Here is a 21,369-nt window from a genome sequence, read left to right on the forward strand (position 1 = left end):
ATGAAGCTATTTATGAGTCCTCGTAAAAACTCCGTCCCAATCACTGCCAGGTGAATTGAGGTTATATTCTTCGCAACGTTCGATTAACATCCGACTGGATTTATCTTTCGAACCTTTACTTGTTTCTGATTCTTTGAAGAGTTGAATGGCTTTCATCCAATTTTGATTTAAATATTCCTTAAATCCTTCTTCATACAACCGGGCAGCATTGAGTGCATTGTCAGTGACGATTGACCGATACCCAATCAATTCATGAATTCGGACAGGTTCGTTTTTCCCTTTCACTCGTACTAAATCAACATAACGCGTGACCATCTCACCTTGGATTTTTTCTTGGATGGGATCGGTGATGAGAATATTCACTCCATAATCCTTCCCAGCTGCTTCAAGCCTTGCTGCAAGGTTTACAGTATCTCCCATCATAGTGTAGGAAGCGAGTGCATCCGTTCCCATAAATCCCACTTTTGCAGGACCTGAATTCAGACCAATACGTGCATCCATCACCTGGGCTTCCTTCGAATACAGATTGTTAGTTGTCCAATAATCCCTAAGTTCCTGCAGTTTCATCACCATATCGACGCTTGCCCTGGCAGCTTTTAGTTCATGGTCTAATACGGGCACAGGTGCGTTAAAAATTCCGACAATGGCATCCCCAATGTATTTATCCAATACTCCCTCGTGTTTTTTGAGAAGGAGGGTCATAGCCGAAAGATACTCATTCAAAAGGGCAGCAAGATCCGCACTTTTTAATTGTTCCGAAATGGTAGAAAAACTAGCTACATCAGAAAAGAAAGCGGTGATATGAGTTTCCGATCCTCGTTTTAAAGCGGCAAGGTCAACCATTGCTTCTTGTACCACAACAGGATCAATCATACTGCCGAGAATGTTTTTTACCTTTTCACGTTCTTCCAAACCCTGTCCCATATCGATGAAGTATTTAGTTAAAAGTCCGACTTCATCTTGTGTGGTCGGTTTGATCCCTATTTTAAAATTTCCTTTCGCAATTTCTAAAGTTGCAGTTAACAATTGCAATACGGGCTTAGTAATGGTTTTGGAAAAGAAAAATACAAAGATTAATGCAGAACATAAACCAATTCCAGCAATGTATAAATTCGTTCTTTGGCTTTTATAAACATCCCCGAAGGCTTTTTCTTCTGATACGATGGTGATCACACCTGCATCAGCAAATCCAATCTTTTGGAATGAGCCTAAATAAGAACTGCCCAGTTCTTCATCCAAATAACTCATTTGCCCTGTACTGGGTGCACTGGTAAGCATGGCCTTTACGATCGGCATATTGGTCAAATCTGTTGCGGCAAGTACCAAATCCTCTTTTGGATGGGCAAGCACGGTTCCTTGGCCATTCACCATAAACGTAGTTTCAATTCCTTTTTTTGAAAAGGCGCCAATGATCTTTTCTAATTTGACGATGATGACGAGTGCATTGTCCAACTCACCGTTTTCCGCTGTCGGAATGGCAATGGCAAACGAAGGTTCCACAAAACCTGGACTTGAATTGAGTAAAACAGTTTGTCCATTGAAAGCTTCCGCGAGTGCATCTCGGTTTCGATTCACAACTGCATGGAAATCATCCTCGGTCACAGCACTTTTTTTAAGTTCTTCTTCATTGAACACTTCTCGTTTCATCACAAGAGTGTTCTCCCTTCTTTCAAAAATTCCTAAGTAAATAAATTCTTTATCATTTTGAAAGAATGTTTTTAAGAGTAATTTTCTGTCTTCTTCAGGAAGACCTTGTGTTGTGAGAGTGATGGCAATTTGGCGGCCTTTTTCTACAACTCCTAAGATATCGGACCTTACTTTCGATCCGATGATTTCTGCAATACGAATGTTGTTATCACGTAACTGAAGTTCAATGGAACGTTTAAAGTAAAAGGAAGCAAAAATAATAATGGATGCAACTGACAAAACGAAGAGTAAACTGATCACTCCCATCATTTTTAATTGTAAAGAAAACTTAGTATTGACAGAAGGTTCAAGTGTTGGATCCGTTGCAACTTCGATAGGCAAAGATTCTTTTGTTTCTGAATCGTTTGGTTCTGGAACCTTCCCTATTGTATCAGCTGAAATGATTGCGGTTGTATGATTGGTTTTGCCATTTGTATCTTCCTCATCATTTGCTGCAAATGAAGATTCAATGAAATCATAGGGATGATTTGGATCTAAATCAGTTTCGATTCCTTCTCCATGGGCATCCGTAAGAACGGTTTCATTTGATGAGTTTGGATCCGGTGAGTGCGATTCGTTTGGAATATTTCTTTCTGAAATTCCAACAGCGGAAAATTCCAGTTGGCGCAGTTTGAGTTTCCCAGAAGATCCTACTAGTTCTAAGGGTGGAAAGGATAAACTTTTTGTTTCGATTTCTTTCGATTTTCCATTCGTCATTTCCGGCATCGAACTTGTTTTGCCTGTGAGTCCAAACTTATGGGTGATCCGATCTGGCGAAATTCGATCATCAAATAAATACTCTAGTCTTGCAAAAACGGAACGAACTTCCACCTCTAAAGGTTTGGGGAAGATGACATTCAGATTTTTTCCTTCACTGGCCGAAGCAAGTGCCTTCGCCAAATATTTATTAGATGAGATATTGTGTATGGATACATATGGGTATTCAAATCGATCGTTTGAAAAGGGAATCCCCCATGGAGGAGATCCAAAACGAAATTCTAATTCCTTTGCCCTTCGTGTTTGGAAGAAGATTGTGATTCCCTCTTCACCACTCCAAGTTTCTAAACTATCTGGAGTTTCATCCCAGACAAGAAACGTGAGTTTGGACGTTCGGAGGAACGGAATTTCGGCGGAAATTTCTAACATACTGTTTTTAGTATCGACTTAAATTGGCTTTGAATCGATCTCATTTCTAGATGAAAATCATCACGTTAAATTGCAACGGAATTCGTTCCAGTTTGAGTAAAGGTTTACTCGATTTTATACGTCACGAAAATCCTGACATTCTCTGTTTCCAAGAAACAAAGGCACCTGGGAAAGAAATTGACAGAGAGGAATTTCGTCACCTCGGATATGAAGTTTATTTTTCATTGGCCGAAAAACCTGGTTACAGTGGGACCGCTGTTCTCACGAAACAAAAACCAAAACAGGTCACAATTGGATTTGGGGATGGGATCTTTCGTTCGGAAGGAAGGTCTGTTTTTCTCGAATTCCAAGATTTTTACCTTTGGAACCTCTACTTTCCTTCGGGAACAAGCGGTGAAGAGCGCCAAAAGGTCAAATACCAGTTTTTAGATGAGTTTACAGAACTCACAAAACCTTTTTTGAAAAAGAAAAAACCACTCCTGATTTGCGGAGATGTGAATATCGCCCATACAGAAATGGACATCCACAATCCCAAGGGGAATCAAAATAATTCCGGATTTTTACCAGCAGAACGGAAGTGGTTCACGGACTTTTTAGAACTCGGATTTTTTGACTGCTTTCGAACCATCCATCCCGATGTTCTGGATGAATATTCCTGGTGGACCTACCGTTTCCAAGCAAGGAAAAACAATAAGGGTTGGAGGATTGATTATTTTTTTGTGACCAAATCCAAATCGGTTCGGCTCCAAACGGCAAAGATCGCAAAAGAACCAGTGATGTCAGACCATGCTCCTGTTGTTCTGGAAATCCAATTCTCTTGACAGAATGCTTTTTTTCGGATCAATTCTTTTCTCATGAAACGATTCCTTCCTTTGCTCTCTTTTGTTCTCACCATCCAATGTTCTGTCCTCGGTGTCCTCCAAGATAAAATTCCCGCTCCTGAATTTACATTTGAATCCCTCCACATCAAACAAATCACCTTTACCGACATCACTCTCGGTGTGGAAACATCTGTTTCCAATCCCTATCCAGTGTCTCTCCCGAGTTCTCTTTTGGATATGGATCTCAAAATTGAGGGAATGAAGTTATCCCATGTCAAAACGGATTTAGGTGCCATCGAAGCAAAAAAAACAAAATCTTTACCTTTGGAAGTTAAATTCACCTACAAAGATCTTTACGAACTCTATAAAAAATTCCCAAACAAACCCATGTTAGAAGTAAGTGCAGAAGGGAAAATGAAAGTACCCATTCCGAAACAATGGCAATTAATGGGAAAAGATTCCTTAGAATTTCCATTTGTACAAAAAAAAGAGATCCCTGCGGTTTTACCAGATGTGGAAATTCGAAATTTCAAAATCCTGATGCCCACTGAATCGGAAATACTAAGTGCATCCAATACAGATGCTCTTGCGAATACGGCCACCAGTTTTTTAAAGGGACTACTTGGTGGATCAAAATCTCCAACTACTTCTGCCGCCAAAGCAGGGTTATCTGGTCTAAACCTAAATTTAAAAACGGAATTTGATTTTGTATTTTCTAACAAAGCTGCATCTAGCTTCAACCTTACAGACCTTAAATACAACTTACAACTAGCAGGTGAAAATTTTTTGAATGGCACTCCAAAAGAAATTATCAGCTCTGGAAAAGAATCGACTGTAAAAGTATCCAATGAATTTCCGATCACTTCCATTGGAACTTCCCTCTACAAAACCATCCAATCCAAGGAAGCTTTGTACCAATTAAAAGGGGATTCAGGTTTCATTGTTCCGAATTTACGTGAAAACATCCCTTTTTCTTATGAAAAAAAGGGAAAGTTTCAATGGTAGGAATTGTCCATAAGGCTCTCAAGCGAGAGCCTATTCATGAGTTAGGGCTTAGGATTATTTTTTCTTCTGTAACATCTGTTTGATTTCATCCCGAGTTTTACCGGGATACAAACGGATTTGGTAGGTCACAAGAAACCTTGTGATGATGGGCGATCCATCCTTTGAGGAATGTTCGTAATTAAAACGAGACGCGTCGTTTTGGATGATTTTAGCAATGTCATTGATCCTTGGAACCCGGCGATCAAAGGCAATGGATTCCAATTTCCCTGTCACTGAGTTCAAACCAATCGAGATGATCCCATCATCCACAAAACTGAGTAGGTCAAACTTTTTCATTTCCTCTTTCGAAAGTTCGTCCCCACCAGGGTCTGGTTTCCTTCGGATTTTGTCTGAGTGGCGGATCTGTCTCACCATATAAGAATCAGAGGCAATGTAAACGCGGAAGGTTTCCTGTGGGAGGTCACTTTTCTTTTGGAAAAAAGGAATTTCGCCCGTATGGTTTTGGACCTCTTCTCCTTTTTCATTGAAGATGATTTCGCCTTCCCCACCAGGTGGAGGCAAAAGGTCTTTTATCACTCCCGTTTCTGTTTTTGTTTCTTCGGAAGTGGATGGCAAAGAATCTTTTGTGGTTTGGCAGGAAACAAAACTGAGAAGGAGGAAAAGAAGGACGGAGTGAAACGAAAATTTCATTTGGTCATCAGTATTTGGTGCTTTCCTCCACTGGCAAGAATTTTAAAGAAAATATGGGAATCCCTAAACCAAATATTTTGCAAAGACTGTGGCAAGTCCAAGGAAAAAGAAAAACCCACATACATCAGTTGTCGCTGTCACAAAGATAGAAGAGGCAATGGCAGGATCAATTTTCATTCCTTTTAGGACAATGGGGACAAGGGAACCCACAAGGGATGCCACAATCATATTCACAAACATAGCCGTGCCTACAACGAGACCTAAAGTTAAGTTTCCTTTCACAAGGTAAATCATGCTAAGAGTCACAGTCCCTAAAGCCAAACCATTCAAAACACCGATCGTAAACTCTTTTCGGACGGCTTCCCACCAATTGGAAAAAGACAAATCCCCTGTTGCAATGTTTCGGATGACAACTGTTACAGATTGTGTACCTGCATTGCCACCAAGCCCTGCCACAATTGGCATAAGCGTCGCAAGTACCACAATTTGGGAGATGGTATCTTCAAAAAAAGCGACGACGGAAGAACTCACAAAAGCAGTGAGTAAATTGACATTCAGCCAAATGATCCGCCGTTTGACCGATTGTAAAATGGGTGTGGACAAACGTTCATCTTCCGAAACCCCTGCCATGAGGAGGATATCTTCTGATGCTTCCTCTTCCACAATTTCTAAAACATCATCCACTGTGATGCGCCCAATGATCCGACCTAAATCATCTGTGACTGCCGCACTCACTAAATCATATTTTTTGAATGTATTGGCAACTTCCTCTTGGTCCACATCGTAATGAAAGGCAAAAACGGAAAAATTTGTGATCTTTGCGACCTTTGTATTGATGGGTGTGAGGAATAAGTCTTTTAAAGGGATAAATCCTTCTAAAACACCATCTTCGTCTGTTACATAAATTTGATAAATGTCTTCGATTTCTTTTGCTTTTTTCCGGACATTGATGATCCCCTTTCTCACGTTATCCGTGATGGTAACGGTGGCAAAGTCTTTCGACATGAGTCGTCCTGCCGAGTATTCGCGGAATCCAAGTTGAGATCGGATTTCAAAACTATCCGCCTTACTTAAGTTAGATAGAACTAATTCTCTTTTGGCACTAGGTAGATAGGAGAGTAAATAAGTAGTTTCATCGGTTTCAATATGACTTAGGGTTTTGGAAATTTCATCCACAGAGAGTTCTTCTAAAAAGGACTCGAGTGTTTCCTCTTCCATTTTGATGAGGGAGTATGCTTGGTCTTCGTTTGTGAGTAATCGAAAGAGGTAAAGTTCCTCTTCCCGTTCCAAGTCCTTAAAGAGTGTGACGACGTCCGCAGGGTGGGCTCCGTCGAGCATGGACTTAAGGCTTGCGTGGTCTTTTGCCTCAATGGAAAATTTGATTTGGTCGACAAACTCTTCATAAGAATCGCTGTCTCGGTCGATTTTGATTCGGAATTCTGACTCTTTCTTTCTTTCTTCTTCCATAAATCAGCGGATTTCCTGAATTTTCCAATTGACGGTTATGTCACGTGAACCATAGGCTATATCCTATGTCGGCACGAGTTCCATTTTTGAAAACGAATCTTTTTCTTCTCTTATTTTTTTCACAGTGTGTCCTGTTTGAACCCAAAATCAGTAAGGTGCCCGATGCCTATGTGCGGGAAGAGGTCATGAATTCGGAGCAAAAAAATGCAACGAAGATTCTCACAGATAAAATCATCAAATTAAATAACGAAGTCACAAACCAGCGAAAGGCAAATGCTCTCACATCCCAAGCCATCAAAATTTCTCAATCGAAAGTAACTAAACATGCCGCAGAAAGAGATTTAAAACGTGCCAAAGAATCTTACTTCACTCTCAAAGAAGATCAGGTTTCTGCCAAACGATACTTAGAAGAAAGCCAAGCAGTTGAATTAGAAAGAGCAAAAGAAGAAACCAGATACAAAACTTGGGTGCAAAAAGAAAAAGAAGACAAAGCATACTTAGAAATGAAGGAAGCGGCTCTCGGGGAACTCATCGCAGAACTCGAGTTAGTTCGGTCTGAAATTGCGGTGAAATTCCAAGAATCCCAAGGGAAAACACCCGCTGACCCAGAATACATCAAAAAAGAAATTTATGAAACCCAATATGCGGAAAAAAAATCAGATGCCCGCAGGCGGCTGTCCGATTGGGAACGAATCAAAACAGAAGCTCCCAGTCTCCCGAAAGTGAATTTAGAGGATAGTTTTGATGACTCCAAATAAAAAACTAAGTTTTGTTTTCCTTTCCATTGGTTTCCTATTCCTTGGAATTTTCAATCCTTCAGAACTGCAAGCGGATTGGGTTTACTTTCCCTATGAATACAACCAAATTTACAAAGAGAAATATGCTTTGGAATTGGAACTGGCTGATATCCGCAAACAACACCAAAATGAACTGAATCGTTTAGAAGAAGAAAAAAAAGACCTACAATCACAGATCCGCAATCTCACTGAAGACTTAGAACTGGAAAAACGAAATCGTGCCAAAGAACAGGATGAATATTCCGACAAACTAAGAGATTACGATATGCGCCTTCGTAGCATCGAAAAAAAAGGTACGGATAAAGAACGGACTCTAGCTGAAGAAAACAGAAAACGAGAAGAAAAAGACCGCGCCGAAATTGATTCCTTAAAACGTAAGTTAGAAGAAAAAGAAAGAGAGTGTTTGCAAAAAGAACAAAAACTCCGCGAATCTTATGAATCTAAAATGGATGAATTAAAAGAGAGGATTCGGAACCTTGAAGAGGAACTGGCGAGTTTACGAAAACTCACCAAAGAACAAAAACGAGAATTGGAACGACTCTCCGAACAAACAAAAGAATTTGAAGAAAAACTCGCAAAAGAAATCACATCAGGACAAATCCGACTCAAACGTTTCCATAACAAACTCATCATTAACATTGATGATAAAATTTCCTTCGACAGCGGGTCTTCTGAATTAAAACCAGCCATCCTTCCTGCGATCGAAAAAATACGTGATATTTTGGCCTCCTATCCTGAAAACTACATCGTTGTCGAAGGGCACACAGATAATGTTCCCATCAAAACAAAATTTCGTAACAATTGGCATTTGTCCAGTGAACGGGCGTTATCTGTTTTGGAATTCATTTTACAAAACAAAAACCTAAACCCTAAAAATTTCTCCAGTGCAGGATACGGAGAACACCAACCTATTGTTCCCAATAGCACCAAAGAAAATAAGGCATTGAACCGAAGGGTGGACATTGTAGTCATTCCACGTGGTGCAAGCTCACTCAACGGAAACCATGAGTAACAAACGACCCAAACGAAAAAAACTCATCTTCTACTTAAGTCTTTCAGGACTACTTTCGATTTTGATCTTTTGTATCGAATGGGTTGGATCCAAAGAAAGCGGAAGCCTTGCACTCTTTGCTGATGCAGGGCATATTTTTGCCGATATCTTTGCTCATCTCATCTCCCTTTTTGCCTTACTCATTGCTTCAAAAAAACCCAGCTCCAAATACCCGTTTGGTTTCCATCGTTTCGAAGTGATTGCCGCTTTTTTAAATGGTCTTTTACTCATTGGTATCTCCCTATTCATTTTGTATGAAAGTTACGAACGATATTATGGAAATGCAACTGTTGAAGCAGATACCATGCTTGTGTATTCCCTCATAGGTTTTGGAATCAATCTGATTTCAGCAGGTTTACTTGTTGGTGTGAGTAAAACAAGCCTCAACCTCAAGTCAGCCTACCTCCATGTTCTCAGTGATTTACTCGGAACTTTAGCTGTGATTTTTGGAGCCCTACTCATTCGATTCACAGGTGTGAAACAAGTGGATAGTATCTTAAGCATCCTACTTGGATTGTTCATCTTAAAAACTTCGTATGGCATTGTGAAAGAGTCGGTCCAAATTCTCATTGAGGCCGATACCAGTGAATTCGACAAAGTCCATTTATTAGAACACATCAATGCACTATCAGGAATCCATTCAGTTCCCAAAATCACTGTACGCAAACTGACTTCCGGTGTGTTTTCTGTGGAAATACAAGTGGCTACAAAGGATAACGCCAACCGTGACCAAATCACATTACAAATCCATCAAGTCTTGAAGGAAGAATTTGGGGTACCGTTTGTATCTGTCGAAGTCCTGACTTATCCAATGCTGCAAAAATTGGAATCCCTTACAGTTCGGGAATCAGAGCGAGAGTTTGGACACCATGGGCATGAACATGGTCATTCCCACGATCACAAACCAAACGAGAAACACAAACATTCACACTAAGCCATTCATTAAGTGGGTTTGTGTTTTTTCTTTTGGATTAAGTATTTGGTAAAGGAATCTTCCCAAACAAAAAGTTGGTAGTCAGGGTCAATGGACTTTAGTTCTTCCGGTGCTTTCAGGTTCCAATGTTCGGTGAGTGCCAAAACCAAAGTTTGGATCGGAAACGGAAATCCTTCGAGTAACGCGTCTTTTGTGGGGTTTCCCTTGAGATGACTCAAGTAAGTTTTCCACCATTCGATGAGTTTATTTCGTTCGAACGCGATTTTTGGATTTTCCAGGCTTACCTTTTTTGTTTTTCCAATGAGAAGGGAAACAAGGGAGAGTAGTTCTTTTAATCGTAGTTCCATACCCAATTGACCATAATCTTCCAATATCAAATCCTCTGGAGAAATGGGATACTCACCAAGCACCAAACGCAAATGGCTCACATGAGGGGTAAAGGGTGTGAAGAAAATTTCTTTTTGCAGGGAGACGGAAGAGTCTGCATCCAATTGGATTTTTCCATTTTGTAATGTTTCTGGTTTCAATCGCACGAGATAAACGGGATTTTTATCTTCTGACTTTGTGACCCAAAATACAAAATCAGCTTCTCCACCATTTGTGATAAATGATTTTACTCCTGTGAGTCGGCCGTTTTCTAGTTTGGAAGTTAGTTTTCTTAGTTTTCCATCAAAGCCAGGTTCACTCACACCCACTGACACAATAGGGAATGGCTCGATACCAGAAAAACTATCCCACAAAAAATGAGACTCAGGTTTGGAATAAGGAGATGCCAATAAAATTCCCCCTGCCACATTCACTTCTACCATACAAGAAAGGGCCAGTGATACACCTAACGGCTCTTCTGCGAGAATCGATAGTTTTTTCTGGAAACCCCAATAGGATTCTTTGCCGAGGATATAATCATAAAATCCGGCACGAAACAAGTATGGTTTCCAACTGCGATAAAACGACCTTTTCTCTTCCTCCCCCTGCTCCTGATCCAGTTTCGGGTAAACGAAATCTGTTCCTCCCCAGTTCGAAAACAGATGAAAAGGGGAAAAAAACTTTTCTTCAGTCACAAGTTCTATTTCCCTTTCTTTTTGGCCAATTTGGCATCCCACTCTTTTTCTTCTTGTAGGACTTTTTTTAAGTATTGGCCTGTAAAAGAAGCCTTCACCACGGCTACTTCTTCTGGGGTCCCCGTGGCGATCACTTGTCCTCCGCCATCTCCCCCTTCCGGTCCAATATCGATAAGATAATCCCCCGCTTTGATCACATCTAAATTGTGTTCGATGATGACCATGGAGTTACCCTTATCAACTAATACTTGCAATACGGAAAGTAACTTTTCAATATCTTCAAAGTGGAGACCTGTTGTCGGTTCATCTAAAATATACAAAGTTTTTCCTGTTGGTCGTTTGGAAAGTTCTGTGGAAAGTTTGATCCTTTGTGCTTCTCCACCAGAAAAAGTAGTAGCAGCCTGACCCAGTTGGATGTAACCAAGGCCCACATCCATCAGTGTGTCCAATTTTCGTTTGAGGTTCGGAATGTTTTCAAAAAACACAACCGCTTCTTCTACTGTCATTGCAAGCACATCGGAAATATTTTTTCCCTTATACTTTACTTCTAAGGTTTCACGATTGTATCTTTTTCCCTTACACACTTCACATTCCACATAAATATCGGGAAGGAAGTGCATCTCTATTTTTAAAATTCCATCGCCTTCACATTTTTCGCACCGACCACCAGCGACGTTGAAACTAAACCGTCCGGGCCCATAACCTCGCACTTTGGCTTCTTCCAGTCCGCTATAAAGTTCGCGAATGAAGGTAAAAAGCCCAGTATAAGTAGCAGGATTCGAACGAGGAGTGCGTCCGATGGCAGATTGGTCGATGTTAATGACCTTATCAATTTGTTCCTTTCCAAGGATTTTTTTATGTTTCCCGGGAACGAGTTTCATACCCATCACGGAACTTGCGAGTTCCTTATATAAGATTTCGTTGATTAAGGTAGATTTTCCAGAACCTGATACCCCAGTCACAACTGTCAAGGTTCCAAGTGGGATGGATACATCCACATTCTTTAGGTTGTTATGCGAAGCTCCAACGATTTTTAAAAACTTACCATTCCCTGGCCTTCTTGTCTCTGGTCGCGAGATTCTTTTTTCCCCAGACAAATACTTACCTGTTACGGAATGTTTGTCTTTTTTGATTTGTTCGGGGGTACCGAAGGCAACAATTTCCCCACCATGGACTCCGGCACCAGGGCCCATATCCACTATGAAATCGGCCTCTTCCATGGTTTCTTTGTCATGTTCCACAACGAGTACAGTATTACCTAAATTGCGTAGGCCTTTTAAGGTTTGGACCAGTTTCGTATTGTCCCTTTGGTGGAGGCCAATGGAAGGTTCATCCAAGATGTATAAAACACCCATGAGCCGAGATCCAATTTGGGTTGCCAGTCGGATCCTTTGCATCTCACCACCAGAAAGAGTCCCTGCCGACCGACTGAGATTGAGATACCCGACTCCCACATCATTTAAAAAATGTAACCGTTGTAAGATTTCCTTTAGGATGGGTTTGGAGATGGTGTCCTCAGCTCCCTGATAGGCAGATTGTTTTGTAAACTCCAATGCCTTTTCGATTGAAAATCCAGTGTAGGCATCAATTCCGATGCCCTGTACTTTGACTGCCAGGGCTTCTTTGCGAAGTCGTTTTCCATGACATTCATCACAATCATGATTTGTCATAAAAGATTCAAACCATTGCCTCATCGAATCTGACTTCGTTTCTTTATAACGGCGTTTTAAATTGGGAATGACACCTTCATAATTTTTGGAAAATTCGTAATGCGAATTGGCTCCGCGAAAATCATAATCGATATGGATGGAAGCATCACCATGTAAGATGGTATTCCGTATTTTTTCGGGTAAATCTTTCCAAGATGTATTCAAATTGAATTTTAATTTTTTGGATAAGGCTTGAATGGTGGCCATGTACCAATAGGAGTTGGACTTCGAACCACCCCAAGCTTCGATACAACCTTCCGCAAGAGAAGCTTCTCTATCAGTGACAAGAAGTGCTTCATCAAATTCAAGAAGGGCACCCAGTCCATCACAGTTGGAACAAGCACCAAAAGGGGAATTAAAGGAAAATAACCGTGGTGTGAGTTCAGGGATACTCACATCATCACATTTGGGACAAGATAGTTTTTGCGAAAAGAGATGGTCTTTTTCCCCATCTTCCACAACGACAATCCCATCTGCTGTTTTTAATGCTGTTTCCACAGAATCAGACAATCGAGATTGGATCCCAGGTTTCATCACAATCCGATCCACAACGATATCAATATCCGCTTTAAAATTCTTTTTGAGTGGGATTTCATCTTCCAAGGAATACACCTGCCCATTCACACGCACCCGATTGAAACCTTCCTTTTTGAACCTCTCCAATACTTCCTTATGTTCTCCTTTTTTCCCTTGGATGACGGGGGCTAGGATTTGGAGTTTTGTTCCTTCTTGGAAAATGTTGATTCGGTCCGTGATCTGGTCAACGGACAGACTGGAAATGGCAGTTCCACATTTGGGGCAATGGGGTTTACCCACTCGGGCATATAACAAACGTAAGTAGTCATAAATTTCTGTGACCGTTCCTACAGTGGAACGAGGGTTACGGTGTGTGGTTTTTTGTTCAATCGAGATGGCAGGACTAAGTCCCTCAATTTGGTCTACCTCGGGTTTTTCCATCTGGCCGAGGAACTGCCTGGCATAACTGGAAAGGGATTCCACATACCGCCTTTGCCCTTCTGCATAGATCGTATCAAAGGCAAGAGAGGATTTTCCAGATCCGGAAAGACCTGTGATCACGACAAGTTTGTCTCTTGGAATGTCGAGGTTTAAGTTCTTAAGGTTATGTTCACGAGCGCCACGAATGCGTATAAAGGAATCCACATCGGATAGCTTGTTTTCCTCTTTCATTCTGGAAAGAATTTTAAGGAATGGAAGGAAGAGGACTTATCGTGTTTCGAATTCTTTTTTTACTTCTTTTTTTGCCATTCCGAGTTTTGTACCTATTTTACCTACGTCTAAGCCTTCTTTTCCAACGGAACCGAGAGGTCTATGAATTGGAAATGCCCCCCCAGTTTGAGGACTCCTATAAATCATTTTTTGTGAAAAAATTCCAAGGAAAGGAAGAAACCATCACTCGATTGGAACTCCTTGTACTACTGCGAACCTTACAAAAAAATCCGAAAATCAAAACCCTCGATATCAGTTTACCTCCATTGGAATGGACTCTTTCGGAATTTTATGAAATCAGAAACGAACTCAAAGCCATCCGAGACAGTGGAAAAACCATCCGTATGTTTGCCAAAGAAGGTGGCATGGGGACATTACTCCTCCTAACAATCGCAAATGAAGCTTACCTGGCACCAGAATCCGAGTTTACAGTTTTATTACCAAGCGCCGAACCAATGTTCTTTGGTAAGTTTTTAAAAACCTGGGGGATCGAAGTCCAAGCTTTTGCTTCCGGTCCCTACAAGTCCTTTGCCGAAAGTTTCACTCGGGGAGAGTTCTCAAAAGAAGCACGAAAAAACTTAGAATCACTCATCTTAAACCTTCGCACTCTCCTATTAGAATCACTCACCAATGGAAAAAAATCGCTAGAACCATTCTTTTACAAACCGATGTTATCTGCGGATGACTTACTTACGGAAGGAGTGATCCATGGCATCAAAACCGAATCAGAGTTTTTTTCGGAAGATCGAAAGATTTTTTCGAGAGTGTATCCGATTGTCTACCAAACAGTAAAAGAATTTTCCTTATTTCCCAAAGCAAACAAGGAAGTGGTCATTCTTCCTTTAGAAGGAGGGATCACCGGTGGAGATTATTTACATAAAAATAGAGAAAATGGAAAAATAGAAGCATTTTCCTTAATCCCCACCTTAAAAGCATTAGGTGAAGATAAAAAAATCAAAGCTGTGATCTTAGAAATTTCCTCTCCCGGTGGGTCTGCTTTTTATTCGGAACAAATCCACCAAGAAATTTTGGAATTAAAGAAAACCAAACCGGTCACAGCCTATTTTAAAGACACAGTGGCAAGCGGTGGGTATTACATTGCAACTGCAGCCGATTACATCACAGCCTCTCCTGTTTGTATCACAGGGTCCATTGGAGCGGTGAGTATCCGTGCCAATTTACAGAAATTGTATAAAAAATTTCATTTGAATAAAGAAGCAGTTGGATTTTACCCTTTCCGGGACATCCATTCTGAGTTCCAACCTCTCTCCAAACAAAGTGTATTGTACTTAGAATCACAAATCAAAAAAATAGAAGGTTTGTTTTACAAACGTGTTTCCGAAGGAAGGGACATCCCCCTAAAAGAACTTCCGAACATTGGAATGGGAAGAGTTTATTTACCAACAACCGAAAACAAAATTGTTGATTCACTTGGTGGTTTACTCGATGCCATTGAATTCGTGAAGGAGAAGTTAGGTGGTAAAGGGATATACCTCACAGAAGAATTGCCTTCCTATAACTTAAAAAATAAAATCCCTCTCCTTGGAGGTCTACTCAGTGAATTGAAAATTCTGGAGTCACTTGGCGAAGTATCCTTACTTTCCCCGATCAAACTCCACTGGAAAAATCGTATCTGAGTGGAAACAGATTCGAATTGAGGTGATTCTAAACGTATCCAAACGGAAACTGGCAGACAAAAGTGATTGGTTTTGAAGGGATGGAAGTTAGATCGGACAGGGAAAATCAAATGGTTAGGGAGTTTGGTAATTTTATCCTATCCAATCTTTTACTCGAAACTCGTAGCAGCAGCCTTTTCCAATCGATTGAGAAGGCCTTCCCTTCCTTCTTCCTCTCGTGGCATTTCACAATAAATTCGATTGTAGCCTTCTAAATCACAGGATTCAAAAAACGCATAGAGTTTTGCCATATAGTCAATGTTATTTGCAACACACAAAACTCGATTTCCTCCTAACACTTCCGGCAAAGTTTTTGAACCAAAGGAAAACCCAATCCAAGCGAATTTAGGATCCATCCCTTGTTTTGAAAATGTTGATAAAAAAATCTCTGTCTCAAGTAAAACCACTTTTGCGTTGGGGGCATAGTGTTTGTATTTCATTCCTGGACTCAAAGGGACAAAGGATTGATTTGTTTTGGAATCCTCGGATTTGGAATCTTTGGATTTGATTTCGTTTGGAATCACTAAATTTGGCAAAAACCGTCTTAAGGCCTGTGATTCGATGGAACCTGGCCGAAGGAGAACGGGAACTTCGGTCGTGAGTCCAAGCACTGTGGATTCAATTCCTAAGTTTGGTTCTTCAGCGATCAAAATTCCATCCACAATTCCATCAAAGTAACGCACAACATCTGTCATGCGAGTAAGGGAAGGCCTTCCTGAAAGGTTGGCGGAAGGTGCGGAGATGGGTGACCCGCATGCTTCAATCCACTCGCGGATGACTGGGTTTTTCGGAATCCGAACGGCTAAGGTAGGTAACTGCTTTGGAAAGATCTTTGGATCAGTTTTTGGTAAAACCAAGGTAAATGGACCAGGGGAAAATTCGCATAATAACTGATTGGCGACCTCATTCACATAACAGACTTTTTTGATTGCATCGATGGAGGAAAAATGGGCGATAAGAGGATTATCACTTGGCCTTCCTTTGATTTGGTAAATCCGTAAACAGGCATCTTCGTTGTCACTTGCCGCACCAATTCCAAATACGGTTTCTGTGGGAAATACAACCACTCCTCCCTTTCGGATGAGGTCCGCAAGCAAACGAACATCCGAAGAGATAAGAGTTTTCATTTTAAAACTGTTTGGTTTTTGATTTGGATTTTGGTTTGGATTCGGAAACCTTTACCGTTTCTTTGGATTCGGTATTTTGGATTGTTGTTTCTTCTTTTGGTTCTTCTTCTTCCTTCGCTTTTTCGACTGGTGGCAATTGTCCTTGTACGAGTTTACTCAAATAAACATTGATCTCAGGGTCATTGTCAGTGACGAGTTGCCAAAAAGAAAATCCACCGAGGTCATACTTACGTAAAAGAGTCATCTTCTCTTCGAAGGCACGACGGTTCATATAAAACGCCACTCGATCACAACCGCCACTTGTATACCACAAGGAAGGGTCTTCATAGGCACGGTTTTTGTGGATGTCAGAAAACTTGGATAAGTTTCTCCAACTTGCTACTTTGTTTTCTTCATTTAAGATACGATTGATGTCCGTGGGTTGGCGGTTTTTATGTGTGCCTGCTTTGATCCTTTGTGCATCCGAATGGTAAATCGCCTTGGCAGAAGACTTACAATTGAGTGCCCAGTCATATCCATAAGTAGGGATTGCCATATAAAGTTTGTGAGTGGGTACCCTTTTTTTGGCATAGGTGATGATGTCTTTTAACCACACATTGGGAGCTTGTGGACCTGGACCTGGGTTATGATACTTCCTTGGGTGGAGTTCATAGGCCATGATCTTCACACGATCCGCATGTTTGGCAAGGAAGGCATAGTCATGAGTGGTAGGACCTCTCCAATTTTCGCGAAAATCCAATTGGATGGGTTTTGAAAGTCCACGGCATTGGAGTTCTTTCTTTTTGGATTTTTCTGCCGGCGTCTTTGGGTGGACGGCAACCGAAATCAATTTCCCTTTTTTATGAACTTCCTTGGCAAGAAGGGCAAAAAATTCTTCGAACTTTTCTTTTTTGTCGCAGGACATCCCTTCATAGTCGATGTCAATTCCATCATATCCATAGGTCATGATCTCGTTCACAATCACTTGGATGTGGTGGTCACGGATATCATTTCGTCCGCCCATTCCAATATTTTCTTGGATTTTTTCTTTTGGATTTTCCCAACGAAAGATGGTAGGGATGATTTTTACGTTTGGATTTAAGGCACGAAGTTCCTGGACTCGTTCTTTTCTGGAGCTGGTTGACCAAGTAGAGATAAGCTCCCCAGTATTGGAAAGCCCTCCTTTCATCGTATAAATGAAGGGATGGATTTCGTTATAAAGATGGACCGTTTTTTTCATCGCCGTCCAGTCCGTAGACCATGCAGAAGAACGAAAACTCACATTTTCATCTGGGAGAAAATTAGGAGTTTCCATCACCTCTTCTTCCACGGAGGTAGTTGGTTTGGAATCTGTCGGATTGGTTGTTTCCATTTCCGATGGTGTGCCGAGAGACGGTGTGGAAGCTTCCACAACACTTGGGTTCGTGTTTCCTGTTTTGGGTAGGTCCTTTAGGACCAAACTCGAACCAGAATTTTGCATGAGATTCATTCCCAAATAAAACGATATCGCGGATAAAAAGAACCAGGAGGCAAATAGTAAGGAATATTTCGCCACATTCGAAAGTGGGCGTTTAGGGGCATTTGGGGATTGTGATTCTGACATATACGTTTCTTCTAGATTGATTATCGAACTTGTGAGAAAAAAAGAGTAGAGAATAATCAAAACTCGCTCTATCTATCTGTAACCCATGATTTTTTAGGAAGGATTCTCTCCTAGTGAAAATTAGAATGGGGAGGAAAAGAAATCCATGCATGCCTTAAAACAAAAACCTGTGATCCTTTATACTGTCCTTCTCAGTTTTTTTCTGACCTTTTTACTGCTTGCAGAGCTCACTGGTAGTAAATTATTTTTTGCCTTCGGGTTCACCATGACCATGGGTGTGATTCCCTTTCCCGTCACCTTTATCATCACGGACTTACTCAACGAATACTTTGGAAGGAAAGTGGTGCGTGCCACAACCTTTCTCGGAATGGTGATGATTGGGTTTGCTTATCTTCTCATTGTCATCGACATCCAAATCCCCGCAAGCCCCGATTCACCAATTGATGATGCCTCCTTCGAACGCGTCTTTGCCAATTCAGGCCTTGTCATCCTTGGATCCATCATTGCGTATGTGATTGGTCAGATGATTGACTTACATACCTTCCATTTCCTTCGAAAAAAAACAAAGGGCAAACACATTTGGCTTCGGGCAACAGGTTCCACTGTCATCTCACAACTCATCGATTCTTTTGTTGTGATTTTCATAGCACTTGGGAAATACCACCCAGTCCCAAAACTTGTTTCCATTGCGAGTACCAATTTTTTGTACAAAATGGGAGTGGCCATTCTCATCACACCCATCCTCTATGCAATCCATATCTACATTGATCGTTACTTAGGGGAAAATTTAAAACAACAGATGTTCAAAGAAGCGATGGAAGAAGAAGGATACGAATCCACCATCCAACCAGGGTAAAACCATGTGGAAACCACGCACCGAAAGGTTACAAACAATTCTTGGGAAAGAACCTGCAAACATAGGCCATCGGGGTGCTCGGGGCCTTGCACCTGAAAATACCCTTGTCTCTTTCCTTGTAGGGTCAGAATTCACACATCTCTTCGAATTGGATACGATGTTATGCGGCTCGGGAGAACTTGTGGTGATCCATGATTTTACCGTAGACCGAACCACCGATGGTACAGGAAAAGTTTCGGAATTCAGCTATCGTAAGTTAGCGGAACTGGATGCCGGTGGATTCTTTGATGAAAGTTTTGAAGGAGAACAAATTCCGACTCTTTCCCAAGTGGTCCAAACCCTACCCGAAACGAGTGTATTTGATATTGAACTCAAAAGTGAAGGCAAAACAGAAGAGAGAGTGGCACTAGCCAAAGCCGTTGTCAAACTGATTCGGAAATATCAATTAATTGATCGTGTTTGGGTGAGTAGTTTTGATTGGGAACTTGTGGAGCTTGTTAGGCAAGAAGAAACTGAAGTGCTCCGAGGACTCCTAATCGAAAAAGGAGATTCGCTAAACTCTCGTTACATGGAATATGAACCTGACTTAATTTTACCCCATGTTTCTCACTGTACCAAGGAATTTGTAACCCAATGTCAATCAGAGTCCCTACTTGTCATCCCTTACACTCCGAATGAAGAAGGAGAGTGGAAAACCTTACTTGAGGTAGGAGTATCAGGGCTCATCACAGATTTTCCCGATTTACTCGCTGACTATTTAAAGAAGTAAACCCAAACCCAATTTCCCCATGGGTCTTCCCATAAATGGTAACCCTTTGTTTCTAAGGTTGTGACTGGTTTGAATCTTTGGAAGATCGGATCGTTTTCCTTTCCTTTTTCCCATTCCAAGGTGATGGTGCCTGGCCTCACAGGGCAATGTTCTGTTGGTTTGGAAAACACCAGTTTTAGGTTTCCTGAAAGGACAAGTTCCGCATGGCCAAAACTTTCTTTCACGACTTCCCCTCCTAAAATGGATTGGTAGAAGTGAAGTGGAAGAGAACAATTCTCTCCCCCCGCTAAATTGACAGAAAAAAAGGAAAGTGATTTGTCCCGAGGGGGACTTGGTTCCAACATAGGTTTCATTTCAAAATGTTTCAGAAATTTTTCCAATCAAAAATCCAAGTACAATTTCCTGGATGGGACAAATACCCCCACCTTCCCTTTGCCCTTTTTTTCACCATCTCCTTGATCATTAACTATTTGTTATGCGAAACTATCTATTTCCAATCCCTATATTCTGCCGACCAACTTTATAGTCCTTTGGTTCTTCTGGATTTGTTTTCAGGAAAAGGGATTTCTCATTGGTACCTCCCTCCTTCACCATATTTTTTTCCAGATTTAGTGCTCATGGCGGGTATGTATCTTGTTTTTCCATTTTTGTATCTGCCGACAATTTATGGAGTTTTCCAGATGGCACTCGTTTGGTTTGGTTTGTATTTCGGAATGTTAGGGGTCCGTTCCAAAAAAGAAACACTACTCTTCTTAGTGGCCTTTCAATCCTTTGTCACCATCTACTCCTTGTTTGGTTGGGTCACAAAAGACAACCCACTTCCATTTGTGTATTTTTTTTCCAATGCCCACCATAGTACGGGATTCTTTTTTAGTTTGTTACTTGTTTGTACATTCTATCAGTCAGTGCGAAAACAAGAGCATAGGAGGGAACAAACCAAACCCATTTTCAGTTTTGAGATCCTCCTCTATTGGATTGGATTTAGTTTTCTTTACCTTTCGGACCGGTATTCCTTTTCCATTGGTTGTATTGGTTTCGTCACGATTTATCTCTATGAAACCAAACATCAACAACCGATTGGATTTCTGAAAACACAGGGAATTCGTCTCATCTGGACGATTGTTTTTTTCCTTTTTTCAAATGAATTGTTTTTTTGGGGGATGAAACATCTTCTCCAAATTCCGAATAGTTTTGGAATTTTATGGGAATCACTATCTCAAAAACCAATCAAAACCATCTTCCATTTAGCCACAACCTACCTCTATGATTTCGGAAAACAAATCTACTACCAAAATCATTCCTTACTTGGATTACTCGGATTCACTGGTCTTATGTTCTTTCGGTTTCCCATGCGCATTCGGATTTTATTTCTAGTCCTATTGCCGGTGTTACTCATATTACTCATCCTTGTGGGTCGGTTTACCTACCTCCACCCGTATCCAATTCGTTACCTCTTCCCTCTTTGGTTCTTTAGTTTTTTCGGAATCTCATGGGCCATGGTTTCCATCCTAAAACGTTTGCCATATTCCTTTGTTTTGGCCACACTCATTGTCTGGGTTTGCCTCCTCTCATATTTTCCAAAACCAAGAGAAGACGTCGCCGGATTCCATCGAAACCAACCGAATCCAGAAGTTTCCTATGACTTGGAAAAACCGATTCGGTTTTGGTCGGAAGGCAAAATAGAACCCATTCCCATAGACAAATCAGGGGAACCATACCGCTGGATCACAGGTGCCTTCCATACTCCTTGACAGAGTTCGGGGAA

17 protein-coding genes are annotated in these 21,369 nt (G+C 41.1%); 9 read left to right on the forward strand and 8 right to left on the reverse strand.

Annotated features, from left to right (window positions below):
- Window positions 1-6: 6 nt before the first annotated feature.
- The gene (locus LEPBI_RS09035) at window positions 7-2,832 is read right to left on the reverse strand and encodes an adenylate/guanylate cyclase domain-containing protein (RefSeq protein WP_012388812.1); all 2,826 of its coding nucleotides are present in this window, start codon (window positions 2,830-2,832) and stop codon (window positions 7-9) included.
- A gap of 50 nt (window positions 2,833-2,882) precedes the next feature.
- Between LEPBI_RS09035 and LEPBI_RS09040 the strand changes: the two genes are divergently transcribed.
- Complete coding sequence (locus LEPBI_RS09040) at window positions 2,883-3,653, forward strand: exodeoxyribonuclease III (protein WP_012388813.1); 771 nt, start codon at window positions 2,883-2,885, stop codon at window positions 3,651-3,653.
- Between the two features lie 33 nt (window positions 3,654-3,686).
- Entirely contained in the window at window positions 3,687-4,658 is a 972-nt protein-coding gene (locus tag LEPBI_RS09045) for an LEA/WHy family protein (protein ID WP_012388814.1), read from the forward strand.
- 54 nt (window positions 4,659-4,712) lie between these two features.
- Here LEPBI_RS09045 and LEPBI_RS09050 read toward each other — a convergent pair whose 3' ends face one another.
- The gene (locus tag LEPBI_RS09050) at window positions 4,713-5,348 is read right to left on the reverse strand and encodes an LA_2219 family laminin/E-cadherin/plasminogen-binding protein (protein ID WP_012388815.1); all 636 of its coding nucleotides are present in this window, start codon (window positions 5,346-5,348) and stop codon (window positions 4,713-4,715) included.
- Window positions 5,349-5,411: 63 nt separating this feature from the next.
- Window positions 5,412-6,815: a magnesium transporter gene (gene mgtE / locus LEPBI_RS09055; protein ID WP_012388816.1), complete on the reverse strand. Its 1,404-nt coding sequence runs from the start codon at window positions 6,813-6,815 to the stop codon at window positions 5,412-5,414.
- 185 nt (window positions 6,816-7,000) lie between these two features.
- Here mgtE and LEPBI_RS09060 point away from each other — a divergent pair, with 185 nt between their 5' ends.
- Genes LEPBI_RS09060 through LEPBI_RS09070 form a run of 3 tightly spaced genes read left to right on the forward strand, consistent with a single transcriptional unit; the run spans window position 7,001 to window position 9,597 of the window.
- Window positions 7,001-7,573 carry a hypothetical protein gene (locus LEPBI_RS09060; RefSeq protein ID WP_226992739.1) on the forward strand — a complete coding sequence of 191 codons (573 nt, stop codon included), beginning with the start codon at window positions 7,001-7,003 and terminating at the stop codon, window positions 7,571-7,573.
- Window positions 7,560-8,624, forward strand: coding sequence for an OmpA family protein (locus LEPBI_RS09065; RefSeq protein ID WP_012388818.1), 1,065 nt, complete (start codon window positions 7,560-7,562; stop codon window positions 8,622-8,624). The genes LEPBI_RS09060 and LEPBI_RS09065 overlap by 14 nt, the downstream gene beginning before the upstream one ends.
- The gene (locus LEPBI_RS09070; protein ID WP_012388819.1) at window positions 8,617-9,597 is read left to right on the forward strand and encodes a cation diffusion facilitator family transporter; all 981 of its coding nucleotides are present in this window, start codon (window positions 8,617-8,619) and stop codon (window positions 9,595-9,597) included. The genes LEPBI_RS09065 and LEPBI_RS09070 overlap by 8 nt, the downstream gene beginning before the upstream one ends.
- 8 nt (window positions 9,598-9,605) lie before the next feature.
- Here LEPBI_RS09070 and LEPBI_RS09075 read toward each other — a convergent pair whose 3' ends face one another.
- Window positions 9,606-10,658, reverse strand: coding sequence for an acyl-CoA dehydrogenase family protein (locus LEPBI_RS09075; protein WP_012388820.1), 1,053 nt, complete (start codon window positions 10,656-10,658; stop codon window positions 9,606-9,608).
- A 5-nt stretch (window positions 10,659-10,663) separates the two neighbouring features.
- Window positions 10,664-13,555: an excinuclease ABC subunit UvrA gene (gene uvrA, locus LEPBI_RS09080; RefSeq protein WP_041769828.1), complete on the reverse strand. Its 2,892-nt coding sequence runs from the start codon at window positions 13,553-13,555 to the stop codon at window positions 10,664-10,666.
- Between the two features lie 41 nt (window positions 13,556-13,596).
- Between uvrA and LEPBI_RS09085 the strand changes: the two genes are divergently transcribed.
- On the forward strand, window positions 13,597-15,231 hold the full coding sequence (locus LEPBI_RS09085; protein ID WP_012388822.1) for a S49 family peptidase: 1,635 nt from the start codon (window positions 13,597-13,599) through the stop codon (window positions 15,229-15,231).
- A 149-nt stretch (window positions 15,232-15,380) separates the two neighbouring features.
- On the opposite strand, the gene LEPBI_RS09090 is transcribed toward LEPBI_RS09085, so the two are convergent.
- Together LEPBI_RS09090 and LEPBI_RS09095 are read right to left on the reverse strand one after the other, a co-directional pair.
- Window positions 15,381-16,397, reverse strand: a complete 1,017-nt coding sequence (locus LEPBI_RS09090) for an L-threonylcarbamoyladenylate synthase (RefSeq protein WP_012476284.1) — start codon at window positions 16,395-16,397, stop codon at window positions 15,381-15,383.
- 1 nt (window position 16,398) lies between these two features.
- Complete coding sequence (locus LEPBI_RS09095) at window positions 16,399-17,979, reverse strand: glycosyl hydrolase family 18 protein (RefSeq protein ID WP_012388824.1); 1,581 nt, start codon at window positions 17,977-17,979, stop codon at window positions 16,399-16,401.
- A gap of 145 nt (window positions 17,980-18,124) precedes the next feature.
- On the opposite strand from LEPBI_RS09095, the gene LEPBI_RS09100 reads away from it, so the two are divergent.
- On the forward strand, window positions 18,125-18,835 hold the full coding sequence (locus tag LEPBI_RS09100; RefSeq protein ID WP_012388825.1) for a queuosine precursor transporter: 711 nt from the start codon (window positions 18,125-18,127) through the stop codon (window positions 18,833-18,835).
- Window positions 18,836-18,839: 4 nt separating this feature from the next.
- Window positions 18,840-19,604: a glycerophosphodiester phosphodiesterase gene (locus LEPBI_RS09105; protein ID WP_012388826.1), complete on the forward strand. Its 765-nt coding sequence runs from the start codon at window positions 18,840-18,842 to the stop codon at window positions 19,602-19,604.
- Here the strand turns inward: LEPBI_RS09105 and LEPBI_RS09110 are convergent.
- Window positions 19,589-19,957, reverse strand: coding sequence for a glyoxalase/bleomycin resistance/dioxygenase family protein (locus LEPBI_RS09110; protein WP_012476285.1), 369 nt, complete (start codon window positions 19,955-19,957; stop codon window positions 19,589-19,591). The two genes, LEPBI_RS09105 and LEPBI_RS09110, sit on opposite strands and share 16 nt — an antisense overlap.
- 6 nt (window positions 19,958-19,963) lie before the next feature.
- Between LEPBI_RS09110 and LEPBI_RS09115 the strand changes: the two genes are divergently transcribed.
- Window positions 19,964-21,355, forward strand: coding sequence for a hypothetical protein (locus tag LEPBI_RS09115; protein ID WP_012388828.1), 1,392 nt, complete (start codon window positions 19,964-19,966; stop codon window positions 21,353-21,355).
- The last annotated feature ends 14 nt before the right edge of the window (window positions 21,356-21,369 follow it).

The organism is Leptospira biflexa serovar Patoc strain 'Patoc 1 (Paris)' (assembly GCF_000017685.1).
Lineage (GTDB): Bacteria > Spirochaetota > Leptospiria > Leptospirales > Leptospiraceae > Leptospira_A > Leptospira_A biflexa.

Coding starts and splice junctions, on each gene's coding strand:
- LEPBI_RS09035 (WP_012388812.1), bottom strand. CDS start 2,832: ATGTTAGAAATTTCCGCCGAAATTCCGTTCCTCCGAACGTCCAAACTC.
- LEPBI_RS09040 (WP_012388813.1), top strand. CDS start 2,883: ATGAAAATCATCACGTTAAATTGCAACGGAATTCGTTCCAGTTTGAGT.
- LEPBI_RS09045 (WP_012388814.1), top strand. CDS start 3,687: ATGAAACGATTCCTTCCTTTGCTCTCTTTTGTTCTCACCATCCAATGT.
- LEPBI_RS09050 (WP_012388815.1), bottom strand. CDS start 5,348: ATGAAATTTTCGTTTCACTCCGTCCTTCTTTTCCTCCTTCTCAGTTTT.
- mgtE (WP_012388816.1), bottom strand. CDS start 6,815: ATGGAAGAAGAAAGAAAGAAAGAGTCAGAATTCCGAATCAAAATCGAC.
- LEPBI_RS09060 (WP_226992739.1), top strand. CDS start 7,001: ATGAATTCGGAGCAAAAAAATGCAACGAAGATTCTCACAGATAAAATC.
- LEPBI_RS09065 (WP_012388818.1), top strand. CDS start 7,560: ATGACTCCAAATAAAAAACTAAGTTTTGTTTTCCTTTCCATTGGTTTC.
- LEPBI_RS09070 (WP_012388819.1), top strand. CDS start 8,617: ATGAGTAACAAACGACCCAAACGAAAAAAACTCATCTTCTACTTAAGT.
- uvrA (WP_041769828.1), bottom strand. CDS start 13,555: ATGAAAGAGGAAAACAAGCTATCCGATGTGGATTCCTTTATACGCATT.
- LEPBI_RS09090 (WP_012476284.1), bottom strand. CDS start 16,397: ATGAAAACTCTTATCTCTTCGGATGTTCGTTTGCTTGCGGACCTCATC.
- LEPBI_RS09095 (WP_012388824.1), bottom strand. CDS start 17,979: ATGTCAGAATCACAATCCCCAAATGCCCCTAAACGCCCACTTTCGAAT.
- LEPBI_RS09100 (WP_012388825.1), top strand. CDS start 18,125: ATGCATGCCTTAAAACAAAAACCTGTGATCCTTTATACTGTCCTTCTC.
- LEPBI_RS09105 (WP_012388826.1), top strand. CDS start 18,840: ATGTGGAAACCACGCACCGAAAGGTTACAAACAATTCTTGGGAAAGAA.
- LEPBI_RS09110 (WP_012476285.1), bottom strand. CDS start 19,957: ATGAAACCTATGTTGGAACCAAGTCCCCCTCGGGACAAATCACTTTCC.
- LEPBI_RS09115 (WP_012388828.1), top strand. CDS start 19,964: ATGTTTCAGAAATTTTTCCAATCAAAAATCCAAGTACAATTTCCTGGA.